A 16,707-nucleotide genomic window follows, 5' to 3' on the forward strand; every position below is an offset into this window, starting at 1 on the left:
AACATCATAGGGGCATTTATTTTGTTATCTGTATAAAGTGAAATGTCCAACAAACTCTCTTGCATCATTCTCGTCATTTAGTTTAAGAACATACCAATAATCACCTGATGGTAATTCAGCACCGTTGTATCTACCATCCCATTTTTGACCATAGTGATATTTAGCAATTATACGACCGTATCTGTCAAATATTGAGAACTCCAGTTTGTCATAGATATTTGTACATCCAGGTCCCCAAGTGTCGTAAACGCCGTCGCCGTTTGGTGTAAAGTAATTATCAAGACAAACATCAATATACTTAATGTAGTAATCTTGAGAAACTGTACAGCCATTTTTATCTCTTACGGTTATGGTGTAAGTACCAGTTTTGTAAATTTTGAACTCATTTTTAGTACTAAAGTTTACTCCATCGATACTATACTCGTAATCACCTCCACCACCTGTGGCAGTTGCTTTAATGATGTTCCATACTCCTTTGTCTTCTGCTAATGTTAATGCTAAAGGTTCGTATGAAACGATCTTGAAACTTGTTGTTGGCGTCTCACATCCATTTGTATGTCTTGCTACAATAAAGTGAGTTCCTGGTGCCACGTTTGTAAAGACGTTGCTTGGCTGATAAGTTCCTGTTCCGTCAAGTGAGTAATCGACATCGGCAATATCATTGCTGTCATCAATTTTTACAACTACCATGTTTGCTTGTGCATTGTTAACACAGTGGTAAGATACTTCGGTAATTGGATCAAGAACAACTGCTTTATCCATTATAACGTCTCTCGAAGTTAAACAAGTAGCGTCTTTAACAAACACCTTATGTGCTCCTCCTTTAAGGTTAGCAAAACTATGCTGTGTACCGATAACTGGTGCATAAGTTCCGTTTTCATTATCAAGACTGATACTATAAGGTGGTTTTCCTCCAGAAATTTCTATGGTAAATGCACCATCTTTATCTCCATCACATATTTCTTGGATAATAGGTCCTACTACTTTCGCCTCTAAAACTGTTGGTTCTTTGATTTCACGCTCTATAATTTGGAAACATGAATTTTCGTCTTGAATAATAATTTGGTATAAACCTGGAACTAAACGATCAAAGACAGATTTAGTATCGAATAAACCTAAATTTGGCGAAATTGCATACTGAATAACTCCAGTTCCACCAGTTGCAGCGATTACTATTTTACCATCATCAGCTCCAAAACATGTCACATCGGTTACTGTTGCTGTAACAGATAATGCTTCTGCAGGTTCATTTATTGTTATTGCTTGTGAAGAATACTGACAATCACCACTGTCTACTCTTACAACATAAACTCCTTTTGGAAGCAGATCGAAATAACCGCTAGGTTGTGCCGCTCTAACTATTCCACCTGTGCTATCAAGTAAAGTATATATATAATTTCCTAAACCGCCTACACCTTCAGCATCAATGACTGCTGTTGAATCTCCTTTACAATAAACTACTGCATTCATTAAATCTAGCTTAAGATCTAATGGTGTTACAGGATTTATGGTAATATTATTAGAGATAGCTCCAACACATCCTCTAGAATCTCTTACATAGTACTGATGATCTCCTAATCCAACAGCAAATGTTACTGATGAAGAAAATTGACCTGCAATTGCGGCAAAAGTTTTGTCTGTACTGTACTCATATTGTCCAGTTCCTCCTGTTGCACTTAAAGTCAATGTCGCACTTGTTTTACAAGTTATTCCTGTAGCCAGTTTTAATTCGGCTTCGACTTTAGATGGCTCGTTTATTACTAGCTCTGCACTTGGTTGTGAAACACAGTTAAGGCCATCAACAACTGTTACTGAATATGTTCCAGCTGCTAAGCCTGAGAAAACAGGTTGGCTTTGAGGTGCAGATGAAACTACAGGAACTACAGATAGATAGTTTAAAATATAAGAATAATTGGTTCCCTGACCTCCCGTTGGAAGATCAACTGTAATTTCACCACTGTTATCACCACTACATAGTAAACTACCAACAGTTGCATTAGCTGTTACCAATATTGGATCTGGAATTTTTAATGTTATTGTCTTAGTATCTATACATCCATTAATGTCTTTAACGTTTAGTGTATAAACTCCATCTTTTAAGTTTTCGAAATAAGATTGAGTTGAATATGCAAAACTAACTGGACCTACCAATTCATAAAGATAGTCTCCGCCTAGCCATCCACCTTCAGCATCTGCCTGAATTGTACCATCATTACCAGGATCACAAGTAATTGGTGTATGAATTTCTGATAATACTAACGCAGATTCCGGCTGTTCGATCAAGAAACTAGTTTCAACATCACAAGTTGGTGACCCAACTAATTGTGTTTTAACTGTATATCTTCCAGCAGGTAAATTAGGAATATTTACTGTAGCGCCTCCTGATGTTCCATTAATAATTAGTGGTCCAGCAGCTGTTATTGGTCCCGTAATAGTGTAATGAAATGCTCCCGCATCATCAGTTGGGACAACTTCCTTGTCTACCATCGTTAAATCAACACTTCCTGTTGAGCTTCCATAACAAATAACATTTTTAATATTATTTGCTACTAACTCAAATGTATTTGGATCGTTAACATAATGAATCATTGTTAGAACACATCCAGTAGAAAGATTAGTAACTTTAACTAAATAATTTCCTATCGTTAGTCCAAAGAAAGCACCATCATTATTTGTAACATCATATGTGCTTCCTGCACTAACTCCTTTTAGGTTGTAACGCAATACCGGCATAGGAGTTGTTGTTCCTGTCATGGTAACATTAACTTGAATATCCTGATCATTAATACAAGTACTTTCCTTAGTTACTGTAATTGCTGAGGGAGTTGCAAAATCAATAGCCACGAATGGTTTGATTACTGCAGTTGTTGTTCCTAAACAACCATTAGTATCGTAAACATTGATTACATAGTTACCTCCTAATAGATCTGATTCTATATAAACAGGATTATCTCCTCTTTGAACCGGAATAGGATTTCCATTTTTCAAAAATTCGTAAACTTTATAATCGTTAGAACCACCAGATGGCAGACCAACTGTAATCGTTGCATCATTCGCTTTATTTATCGAAGTACATCCAAATTCTACTACATCCGGATTAGGAACTGTGATTGCCAACGGTTCTTCAACGTCAATAGTTTTATCAACTGGACAACCTTTTCCTGAAGTTACTCTAACTGTATACGTTCCTTTAGGAAGATTTGTAAATACATTACCAACTAAAACCACTCCAATTGGTGATGGATTGATTGAGTAAGTATAAACAGGATTATTGTTTACTGTTGTTGTTTGAGCAGCCATATTTACAGTAATACTTCCTGTGCTTCCTCCGTTGCAAAGTACTTTTGATGGAGTTAAACTAAAGTCGATTGCTGTATTTGGAATTTCAAAAACAACTTCTACGTCTTTTGTACAATTTGTTCCTCTATCTCTAACACTAAATGTATACTTACCAGGAGTCAACCCGCTAAATACAGGTGTTGTTTGAGTATTTACCCAATTGTCTTTAGTGTATTCATAACTTGGTATTATTGTACCTCCTGAAGCAATTAATGTTACTTCGCCTTCGTTTCCATTACAAATAGGATTTATAATATTGTCGTCATACAATAATTTTAGCGGCTCTAAAATATGAACTACTTGAGTAACCACACATTTATTCTCGTCACGAACATATACAGTGTGATCTCCTGTAGTTTTTACTACCAAAATACTATTTGCTCCCCAGCTGTTTCCGTCTAAGCTGTATTGAAGATTTGGAGTAAATCCTGATGCTATTACAGGAATATCATAAGTACCTGCTGTACTAGGACATTGTGTAGGTATTGCCGAAGTAATACTTGGCATTGGATCTTGTGATATCTTAACTGTTACATGATCAAAACATCCTTGCAGATCTTTCACATACACATCGTATGAATCGAATTTCGGAAACACCTCACTTGTAGCAATTTCTATAGTAGTAAATGGATTATAATCTCCACCTGCTGGAATTGTTGGCGGCGTTGTTGTAGGTACTACTGCATACATATATCCAGATGTTCCTCCTACAATTGTTGTTTCGTCAATAGTAAGAACTGCTTTTAAATCATGACAGTTCTGATTCTTAACGCTTACCTTAAATCCGCTTAAATCTAAAGGATCCGGCTCAGTAATAATAACTGAATTTGAAGTTGCAGGGCAACTTGGGAAATCAGTTTCTACAATTCTTACTGTATAATTGTTTCCTTCAAGTAATCCGTAAGGAATTACAAATGGATTAGAAACAGCAGTATCATGAGAACCTGAAGCTCCAGCTACTGCCGTTGTTCCTTTATAAACTGCATAATCATATTTTCCAGAATAATTTAAGATATTAATTTCGATTGAACCCGAAGCATTGCCACTACAATCTACGTTTGCATAAGTGCTTGCAACCACTTTTGCTTTGTCGAAAACTGGAATTTCATATGACGCAGATTTTAAACTACACCCTGTATTATTATCAAAAACTTCAAACTCATAGTAACTACCTACTGATAATGCATCATAAGTAAATGTATTTCCTGTAACCGGAAGTGGTCCGTCAAAAAATGCACCGTCTTTGTATACATTATAAGTAAATGGATTAGGCGAATTACTTCCTCCAGTAATCGTAACATTTATTTCCTGCTTGTTATTAATACAGTCCATTTTTGTACCAAAAACACCATCCACAGAATTTAATTTAGGTAATGGATTTAATACTGTAGTCAATTTTGTTGTTTGTAAACAACCTTTCGAGTCTTTCACATAAAAAGTTGGATCTTGAACACTTCCATTATCCCCTAACTCAAATGTATATTTATTATCTGCAGGTATGCTATTACTTGCGAAATAACGAATACCATCTATACTGAAAGTATACGTACCTGTACCTCCTCCAGCTGTAACAACTGCAGTTGTTTTAGTTGGATTTACAGTACAGCTAAACGGTACTGCATCAGCTGTTGCAGTTACTGCGACAGGATCTAATATTTCAACATCTACATTTGCTTCGCAATTTAAGTTTGAGGTAACACTTACATTATATTTTCCAGGAGCTAATCCGCTAAATACATTCATACCTTGCGTTTTAGCTGTACCAGCTGGTAATGGTGTAAGTGTATAATTATAACTATCGCTATTATTTACTGGTCTTAAATTTACAGTAATGGTTCCGTTGTTATTTGTTCCTTGCGGAGCATTACAGTCTACTGGTGTAATATCAATATCTGTTATTAACAAATCTACCGGAGTTGGAGGATTCATAACAACTTTTTCTGTAATGACATAAGAACAATTTTTTGCATCATAAACTACAATTTCATAGTTTCCTGTCTCTCCAGCTAGAACGGTATGATAAGCAGTGTCTAATCCTGCTGGGAATGCTATTGGAGCAGATACTACGCCAGCAGGATTCTTAACGGTATAAGTATAAGAACCATAACCACCTACAGCAGTAATTTTAATGGTTCCATCAACTGTACCTGTACAGAAGATCTCTTTCTCGTTTGTTGCTGAAGCAAAAAGCTGCGATTTGATATCTGCTTTTTCAGATACTAATGACTGACATCCATAAGCATCTTTTACAAAAACATCATAACTACCTGGCGATAAATTACTAAAAGTATAAGTATCATCTGGTACAGGCAAAGTGTTACTTGGAAAGAATGTATCACCATTATCAATACTGAAAAGGTAAGGTCCTACCCCTAATGAAGCTTTTACAACCAATGTTGCCTTATTTGTACTATCATAACAATAGTCAGATGTTGCTGTAATAGTAGCTATTGGAGGAGTTGGAAGTACCAAATTAAATGTATCAGACTTCTCACAACCATTAGCATCTTTTACAGACACTTTATAAAGTCCAACAAGTCTTAGGTTTCCAAAAATACCATCGTTATTAACCAATGCAGGACCTGATGGAGGTGTAAGTGTATAAACATTATTACCCCATCCGCCTTGAGTAGTAACTTTAACTGCACCATCAGTTGTACAACCTAGCGGTGTAAAATCTAAAGGATCTAAAACCAAAGCCACTGCCGGTTCTTTAACAATAACAATATTAGAAGTTTTATTACAGTTTGGGTAAGCTGTTTCAACAATTTTAACAGTATAATTTGTTCCTTCTCCTAATCCGAATGGAATTATAAACGGATTCGAAGTTGCTGTATCATGAGATCCTGCAGATCCTGGAACAGCAGTTGCTCCATCAAAAACTTCGTATGTATATGGTCCAGAATAACCTGATACAGTAATTTGAATACTTCCGTTTTTATCTGTTTTACATTGAACGTCCGCAACTGTTCTAGCTACTACATTGATTGCATCGAATAATGGTACGCTGTATAAATTTGTCAAAATTTCGCAACCAGTTACATTATCTGTTATTCTAAATCTGTAAGTCGCACCAGCTGTTGTGGCTGGATAATTAATAGTAAGTGATGATAAAGATGCCGAAATAACTGAATATGGAGTACTGTTTACAGAAACTTCATATTTCAAATTAGTTGGTAACGAACCTCCTGCTACAGTAACCTCAATTAACTCTCGACTGTTTAAACAATCAATTTGAGAATCTGGAAGACTAGATCTTATCGCAGTTGCAGATATTAATTTTGGTAACGGCTGTAATGCTGCTGTCAAAGTTGTTGTTTGCACACATCCATTTGAATCTTTTACCCAATAAATAGGATTTTGTACGGTTCCAATATCTCCTATTTCAAATGTATATTTATTATCTGGCACCGTACTGTTACTAGCAAAGTAGTCAGTTCCATTTTTACTAAAATTATAACTTCCGGTACCTCCTAAACCTGTTACAACAACTGTCGTTATAGTAGGATCTACCGCACAACTAAATGGTGTTGCAACTGCACTCGCGACAACTGCAAGTGGAGCTGGTACATTTACACGTACTGTTTTCTCACAACCTCTTCCAGATTTAACAGTTACATCATAATCTCCTGCACTTAATCCTGTAAACACATTATTATTTGGCTGCGAAATTGCTGCACCAACAGGTGAAACAGGTGTTAATATATATGTATAATCAGGGTTATCGTTAGTAGTTTTTAAATTTACAGTAAGTGTTCCGTTATTCTTTGTTCCTTGGGCACCTGTACAATCTACAGGAGTAGTACTTATATCTGTTTCTTCCAAATCAACAAGTGTTGGAAGTACTAAATCAACAGTCGTTGATCTTGTACATGTTGTAGTAAGATCTTTAACTGTAATTTTATAATTCCCTGCGCCAATGCCTACAAACTTAGGATCATTGTTTTGTACAATATTTGTAATTCCAGGCAATGACGTTTTTTCTAAAGTATATTCTAAATTGTTTGGCAAAGCACCTCCGGTTACTACAGCGGTAATCTCACCATCTGTTTCCTCACATTTAGGCGGAGCTGTAAAACTTGCTTTGATCGTAAGAGGCTCTGAAATAAGCGGTAAAGTTACAGTGTTTCCACATCCGTTAAAATCTTTAATCACTATACTATGATTTCCTGATGAAAGGTTAGGAATAGAGAATTTTACCGAAGGTATTTGAACAAATCCTGTATTGTCTAAATTATAATAATGAGTTCCAATACCTGTTGTTGTTAACTCAACATCGATAGCAAAAGAACCTTCATTTGCACAAAAGTTGTTTACTACAGCAGTAATAAAAGGTTCATCATCTAATTTTACTTCGACAAATGCACTCTGAATACAACCATTTGCGTCTCTTACATATACAATATAATGACCAAATTCTTTATTGAAAGTATTACTGGTTTGAGTTGCTACATCAAACGCTGTAGTAAAAGTTGTTTCATCGATAGGATTTGGATCTGTGCCATCAATAGCTCCTACTGTACCAGTATCAGGATAAATTTGATACAAATAAGGATGCGCTGTTATCCCTAATGCAACATCTGCAGCTCTAAGAGTTCCTCCTCGCGCAAATGCTTCAACCAAACCTTTATTCAATCCGCAATTATCATTTACATTAGATTTAGCCTCTAGTGCTAATGGAACAACAGACTCTGATATTGTAAATTCTTTTGATGAGTTTATACAAACAGTAGTTCCAGAAGTATCCTCTTCTGTAAACAAAATATAATAAGTCCCAGGAACAAGAGGTCCTACATTGTTTGCACCTTTTAGTGGTAAAACCACCGTTCCGCTTACTGCTGGAGAAACTGCCGTATTAGTTAGCGAATTGTAAATTTCGTATTTAACTTGAGTTGTACTCCCTTGTTGATTATCAAACGTAAAGGAAACATTTCCATTTTTTAACCCAGTACAAGTTACATTAGCTGATTTTACATCACTGGTTAACGTCGATGCTGTTTCTGTAGCAACTTCTGCCTGTTTAAAGTAATAACATTTTGTTGTAAAATCGTAAACAATAAACGAATAAATTACTCCCGGTTTTAGATTATCAAAAGTTGATTGTAATAAAAGTGGATCTCCTGGTAAGGCAGGAGGAGCAACAGCATCTGCATTTTGATATAACGCAGAATATGTTGCATAATCATATTTATTTGGATCTGACGGATCTAATGGATACTTTGCAAAATAATAAGGCCCTCCTGCTATTTTTGGTTTAGCCGTTACGATTAAGCTTGCAGTTATACAGGATGGAGTTCCTGGCGCAACCACAATCTCCATTTCATCTACTGGAGATGCCATGTCAACTTTCTTCGAAACTGAACAACCATTTATATCAGAAACAGTTAATTCATAAGAACCAAAATTTAAGATTTGAAATGTGTGGTCTTCATTTCCAGTAGGAGTGTAAATTTGAGTTGGGCTAGTGTTACTTGTCAAAGTATAAACATAACCTGATGCCGCTGGAGCAGCATTCTTCGAACCTCCTGTTAGTAATGTTACTGCAATAGAACCAAAAGTAGTTCCTGTAGTACCACCAATACATGTAATTTGAGTATCTACTAATTTAAAATCAATTTTAGTTGGTTCTTCAATTTTAGCAGTTTCAACTTTAAAACAACCTTTACTATCTGTAACTGTAATTTTATAGTCTCCTGCTGGTAAACCTGTTGTTTTAGTTCCATAATCAACATCAGCTATTGAGGGAACTAAAGCCGAATTATCTTTTACAACATTTATAACATAAGGACCTATTCCTTTACTTTGATCAATAGTTACGGTTATAGAACCTGTTTCATCTCCATTACATAAAATAGTAGAGTTTGGAGCAGCTGTAAATACAGGATCTGTTTTTGGTGCTACTTCTACTGTAGAAGTTAGACTACACTTACCAGTAGAATCATCTGTTAAAGTAAATAAATAAGTCGTGTGTATCGCTGCGTTTGCCGCATCTGGATCTGTGTATAAAAATGTTGTACCCGTTACTGTTCTAATAGTTGGGTCTAATGTACCATTTGTAGTTACAGTATATGTATAAGGCGTTTTTCCTCCTGACACTGTACCTTTAATTTCGGTATTCTGACCCTTACAATCTGCTGCTATATTCAAGCCCGCATTAAATTTTAATTCTGTTTCAATCGTTTGTGCAGGTAATGTCAAAATACAACCTGTAGTCATATCTTTTACCTTAACAACATAAGAACCAGGAATTAGATTACTAAAAGTACCGCTAACTTGGTAATTTCCATCATTTATATTATACCTGTATGATGGCGACACAGCAGCAGGAATCACAACGATTTCTGCTTTTCCTGTTTCATCATAACACAAATCTGAAGCATCTACATCAATACTCGCATCTGGTTGTACTGGTGCATCAACATCAAATGTGTCTGTAATTGTACATCCGGTGCCACTTAAATCTGTAACAGAGATACCGTACGTTCCTGACTGAATCAAATTGTTAAATGTTGAATTCGATTGCGGTCCTACTACAGTACCATTTGGCAAGGTAAGTGTGTATCTGTTATTACCCCATCCGCCAACTGTATTAATAACTACTTTACCATTATTAGGTGAACATGTAATAGGTGTGATTGTAGGCAATATAAATGCAAATTTTACTGAAGCTTCTTTTACTTCTATTGTTTTTGAAGCAGTACATTTAGTTGCTGGATTCGTAATTGTTATGGTATATGTTTCTGCTGGTAATCCAACATAATCGATCACATTTAGTGTTTGAGTAGATTGAGTACTAGGTATAATCGCGTTTGCACTATTTTTAAGTTCATATGTAAATGCTCCAGAATTACCTGAAACTGTAAACGTAAGTTTACCATCAGATGATCCTTTACAAACTACATTTGAAACTAATGAACCGTCTACCAAAACAGGTAGTGGTTTATCAATAGTAAATTCTCCTTCTGTAGTACATTTATTAGCATCAGTAACTTTAAAGTAGTATTTACCTGGTGCCAGACTATTAAAGGTGTGATCTTGTGTAAGAACACCAGTTGCTACAGGAGCCGGTGGTGCAACTGCTGCATCGGTATCTGTTATTTCAAATTTAAATGGAGCAACACCATTATCAACTTTAACCGTTAAATTAGTTTTATCAGAACCGGACGCGCATGTAACTGGCACTGGCGTAACAAACGTCATGTTCTTTGGTGCATCTAATGCCTCAATAACTGGCGAATCTACCACTGTAAACGGACAGTTATTAGCATCGTATACCACGACCGAAACAGTTCCCGATGTAGTTGTTGTATATGTATTTGAAGTTACAGCTGGTAATACACCATTATAACTGTATAAATATTTATTAGGCCCCGTAAATGGTGTTCCTGGTTTATCAATTATTACTGTAATTGTTGCCGCTTGCGCTCCATTTAAAGGTCCACAAGTTAATGGAGTTGTAACATCTGCATGTGCGGCTAATTCTGCTGGATTGTTTAATATTCTTGAAACTACAACAGAACATTTTTTAGAATCAGAAACTTTAAACCAATAAGTTCCTGCACCAACATTACTTAATTTATTCGTTAGCATTGTACTAAATCCAGCTGTTGCAGAAGTAGTTGAAACTTCATAAGAATAAGGCGGTAAACCTAAACTTGCTGTTACTATGATAGAACCATCTGTTCCATTATAACACTTAGGATTTGTTGGTGTAGTATCTGCGCTTGGTGTTTCTTTTACATTAATTACTCTAGAAACAATTGTAGTACAACCTTTTTTATCTGTAATTTCAAAATAATGAGTTCCAGATGCTCCAGTATCAAACGTAAATGTATTCGATCCTGCAGCAACATCGGTATATGCTTCTGTAGAAAAAACTCCTGTTGTATTATGTCTGTATTTATAATCTGGATATCCGTCTAAAATTGTTACTTCAATTGACGCATCCGAAGAAGCTGGAGCTACATCACAATCTAGATCTGCCAGTAATTTAGTTGAAGCTGAAATTGGAATAGCAATAATTTCTTCATCTAAATCTATAAAACATCCGGTAGATGTATCTGTAACTCTGATCGTATATTTTCCAGGTGTTAATCCTGAGAAAGTTCCATCACCTTTTGCTGTACCTTTGTTAATGCTGTAGGTGTAATTTGTTTGTGTATTAGGATTTACTTTTAAAGTTGCTCCACTTCCGCCGGCACAGTATACCGAAGATCCGTCAATACTTGCTATTGGTTTTACTTCAGGGTTAATTGTAAAATCTGTACCCGCTACATTACAGCCTGTTCCATCGGTTACAGAAACACTATAAGTTCCAGCCGCTAAGTTTTTAAACAGATTATCATTCGTTTGAATAATTGCTGTTCCAATAACTGGTGCTTTTTGTGTAACAGTGTATGTATAAGCTCCTGATCCTCCTACAGCATTAATTTTTGCTGTTCCTAAATCCTTACAGGTAACATGTGTAAGATCTGACGGATTTAATTTTAATGCAGATGCCGGACCTGCCACTGTTACCTTTTCTGGAACTGTACATTTTGTAACTGAATTTGTAACGACAATAGTATGTAAACCTGCGCCTAATCCAGAAACAGTAATATCAAAAGGATCAGTTGTCGAAGTGCCCGATCCTGTTATTGGTGGTGTTGTATCTACTGAATAGGAGTAGGTTGTACCTACAACCATTCCGCTAACCGTAAATATAGCAGAACCATCAGAAGCACTAAAACATTTTATACTAGTTGGAGTACCTGTTACTGTAAAGTCTTTAGGCAAATCAATTAAATGCGTTTTTTCAAACGTACATTTATTTGCATCTCTTACTTCAAATTTATAAGTAACACCAGCTTTAATATTATCAAATACGTTACTTGGTTGAAACGCTGTTGCTGTTGGCGAAACAATTCTATATTCTAAACCTGCAGTTGGTAAAGGAGTATTTGCAGCATCAACAACATTAGTAATCGTAACACTTCCCTCGTTCAACGGACAAGTAGCTGCTGTAGTTGTCGAAATTGTCATTCCCTTTGGAGGATTCAAATCTACAATAGTTAATTTTGGTGTTGTTGTAAATGTACATGAATTACTATCTGTAATAGTTACTGTGTAATCTCCTGCTACAGAAATATTATCAAAAACCTTTGTCGTCTGAGTAATTAATGCAACTCCATTTCTATTCAGCGTGTATTTGTAAACACCATTTCCACCCATAACTACTGCACCTACGGTTATTGTAGCGGGGCTATCACAAGTATACGGAACTGTTATTGTTGCTGTACCACTAATTGGATCTGGCGCTGTTAAGGTAACTGTTATACTTTTTTTACATCTATTTTCATCTTTTACATAATATGTATAAGCCACTCCAGCACTAAGTCCTGTAAAATATGATGTGTTATTATAAGTAATATCGTCTTTACTATATGTATATACTCCGGTTCCTCCACCTGGTTTTAATAAAATAGTTCCATCATTAGAACTATCACATTTTGGGTTTACATTTGTTGATCCTAATGTAATTGGAACCAATGCCTCTATCTTAGCATCGCTGGTTGTTGTACAATTGTTTGCATCTTTAATTGTAAAAGTGTAATTACCAGCCACCGCTGTAGTATACGTAAAAGTGTTTCCTGTTGAAGTAGGTCCCACTAAATCTCCTGTTTGATCTCCAGTAGTAATTGTTACTGTAAAAGGTGCTTTACCTCCTTCGATTGTTCCCGTAATTACTGCACGATTTGCTGGTGCAACGTCGCAATCAAGCGGAGTTGTAACTGGAGTCGCTGCAAGTAATTGAGCCGTTATAACTTGAGTAATTGGATCTGAGCTGCATCCAAAACTATCTGTAACTATAAATTCATAAGTTCCTTCATTCTCCGCTTTATAAGTAAAAGTAGGTCCTGCAAATGTTGCACTTGGTCCAACTGGATTGCCTCCATTATATTTTACTGTATAGGTATAATCTGGTACTCCATCTGTAACTTTTATTGTGATATTTGTTCCTGCATTTTTATCAAAACATACACTTGGCGTAACATTTTCTAATTTTGGTTTTACTGGAGCAACAATATCCACAGATGCCAAAACTTCTGTCTCACAATCGTTTAAATCTTTAGCTACAACTTTATAATTTCCAGTTATTTTAATATCAAGAAATGTATCTGAATCTTGAAAAGCTTTTACAACTGTTACACCGTCCGTTTCTCTTAATTCATATCGGTAACCAGGAGTTCCATCACTTGCCTTAGCCTTAATAATTGCACCCGCAGAACATTTTAATACCTGCTCTACCCAAGCATCTACTTTTAATTTTTTTGGAGATTTAATTTCCTGAGCTACTGGAAAAACACAACTGCCAGCTGTGTTATCGTAACGAATACTAATATTATAAATTTTACTTGCTAAATTTTTCAACGTTATACTACCGCTTGTTGCAGCAGGAACTGGAATTACAGTCTGCCAACCAGCAGGATCACCTGCTATCAAATATTGAAATCCTTTTTTCGGATCAAAGTTTTTAGCTGATAATGTAATTTCTCCATTTTGCTCACCACTGCATCTTACATCTTTATATCCTGTTATACCAGCAGAGAAAGCCTTACTACCATCAACATAAATCGGAAAATTAGCTACTGTATTACACGCTTTTGGCATTTGGGTAACTACCAAATCATCAACTGCGAAATCAATACCATTAACCTGAGAAAGCTCTAATCGCAATACAAAATCTAAAGTGGTATTATTACCTGGATTAATAGTTCTAGTGTATTCTACCCAGCCGTTTGTTTTTGGTATTCCGCCTGTAGATTGCGAAGACAATGGAACTCCTGAACCATTTTGTAATTCTACTGTAAGAGAAGCATCTGGCTGAGTATTTCCAACTTTCAGTAAATTCGTTGCAACAAAAGTAACTTTAACTGGTACGTTTGGTATAATATCATTAATAGTTTTTCTATAAAGAACGGCATTATTCGGAATGGATGTTCCAGCATCTACCGCTAAAAACCTGCCATTAGAATCTGCTCCTTTGCTTGTATTATCTTTTGGACTCCACCATCCATCATATGGTTTGTTTCTTAAAAAATTTGTAACGGTATATTCTCCGTTACCAAACCTCAGGTCGTTATTACATTTCGTTGCTTCTACTTGTCGTTCCCAACAAAAATTAGGATTAATTCCTGGAGAACTAACATCTGGTCCTGCACCAAAAGTTTCATTTAACAAAACACTTTCAGTAGGAACGTTTACAACATTATAACTTACTGATATAGTATGATCTCCTTGTGTTACATTTTTAAAAATATTTGTTGGATTATTAGTATTAAGAACACCATCTATAAAATACTCATAAGTAAATTGGGTGGTTGGACTTCCTTCATTTTTAACCGTTACAGTAGTTGTTGCCGAACCATCACAATTAAAAACCGGATCATCAACTGATATAGTTGGCGGTTTAGGCTGGCTTAATAAAGTAATTGCTTTTAATGGAATTTCGCACTTGGCATCTCTAATGTAAAAAACATGTGTACCGGGTTCAACGTAAGCCTCTTTATCGGTTGTCCAATTTTTTTTACCATCATAACTGTATTCGTAAGGCCCCCTAGGTGCCGCGAAAGGAACACCTCCCTCAGCATTTGTGATTCTAACCTTTCCTTGTTGTACATTTCCTGCAGGACCACAACCAGATAATTCTGCTACTCCTGCAGATGCCGTTAAAGCAGTTGTTAATCCTATTGAAATAGGAAAATTTGGATCTGTACAAGTGTTTCCTGATTTAGTATATCTAACACTTATAATGTAATTTTCAGGAGGCTTATTAGGATAAACTTTACTTCCGGTAATTCCAGATACTGTTCCCGTCGTATAAGCTCCTCCATCAATACTGTATTCTAACGTATATGATTTTCTATCTGTAACGTTTATCGTTATGGTTCCATTAGGATTATTACAGTCTCCATCAGTTTTAGTAACCGTGTAGGTAGGTTTATCAATATCTCCAACGAGAATAGTTTTTTCAACAGAACAGCCATTAGCATCTTCAATACGAATCAAATAGCTTCCTGAAAGGACTGTTGTTATAACATTATTAGCATTTTGAAAAGATGGCGCTCCATTAATACTTACTAAATATCTAAAAGGATAAGTTCCTCCTCCTGTATTAACAGTAATAGTACCGGGACGACAAGGAGATAATGTTCTGGTAATAACAGGATTTGATGTTAATTCTGCGGGAGCATTAGGTATAACTACAGCATTCTTATTATCAAGTACACATTTTGTTACTTGATCAACCGTTTCAACTCTGTAAGTTCCTGGATCCAAATCTTTAAATGTATACTCCAGTTCATCAACTGAAGTATTGTAAAATGTTAAAGGAGTTGTACTGTTTGCTGGCTTATAAATATTAAACTTATACCCTCTACTGGCTTCATTTTTAATTACTTTAATGCTTCCTTTTCCATTAAAACATCTTGGAGAAACAACCTCAGTAGAGACATTAAAAGTTACATTTTTAATTTCCAGATTTATAACTTTAAATTCACATGAACCCACTACATCTTTTATTCTAATAAAAGCTGTATAATTACCTGGAGTACTAGTAGTAAAGGTATTACCTGACTGCCATCCTCCAGGAGCTCCAGTTGTAGTAAAACTATATTCATAACCATTCCCGAAACCACCAACAGTAATTTTACCATCAATTTGACATGTTCCTGCATTATTTTTAATAATATTACTTTTAGTAACAGCCGTCGGAATTAAAGTATTCTGATATACATTAAAATAGAAAACACTTGGTACACCAGCTTTATCTACTATTTTTACTCTAAATTGTCCAGCCGAATTTGCTAAATAATCTTTTCCAGTCGCAACTTGTACCCAGCAAGATGCTGCAGCGGTTTCATTAGCACAATCACTGTTTGAAACTGTTACACAACTACCTCCAGAAATAAATCTTTCCCAAACAATAGATTGAGCATCTGTTATTTTTAGGTCGATAGGTCGAGAATCGTTTCCACCACATAAAAATAATTTAGGTAATTTTTTTCCATCATTTGGACATTCTACAACTTGCCCTGCATACGGTAGTTCAGCATATGGAATTATAGGATTGGTAAGTGCTGCGACAGCTTCCGTTTTTGACGTTTCTTTTTCATCATTCAAACTAATTGAGTTGTCGAGCTGACTTGCAGCTTTAAAAAATACATCTTCCTTCAAGTTCTTATTGAACTTAGAATCGAATGCTATTAAATTCTGTGAATGGGACACAAAATTAAATAACATTGCAACGGCAAAAATCAGCGTTCTTAAAATAGTAGGTTTTTTCATAGTCAATCTATTGTTTACTTCCATCTTGCTGTCTGAGGGGCG

General features: G+C 35.6%; 1 protein-coding gene. It reads right to left on the reverse strand.

Annotated elements, in window-relative coordinates:
* Positions 1–24 precede the first annotated feature (24 nt).
* Positions 25–16,665, reverse strand: coding sequence for a T9SS type B sorting domain-containing protein (locus BOW55_RS01790; protein ID WP_164974988.1), 16,641 nt, complete (start codon positions 16,663–16,665; stop codon positions 25–27).
* Positions 16,666–16,707 lie beyond the last annotated feature (42 nt).

Source organism: Flavobacterium sp. YO12 (genome assembly GCF_004119495.1).
Classification (GTDB): Bacteria; Bacteroidota; Bacteroidia; order Flavobacteriales; family Flavobacteriaceae; genus Flavobacterium.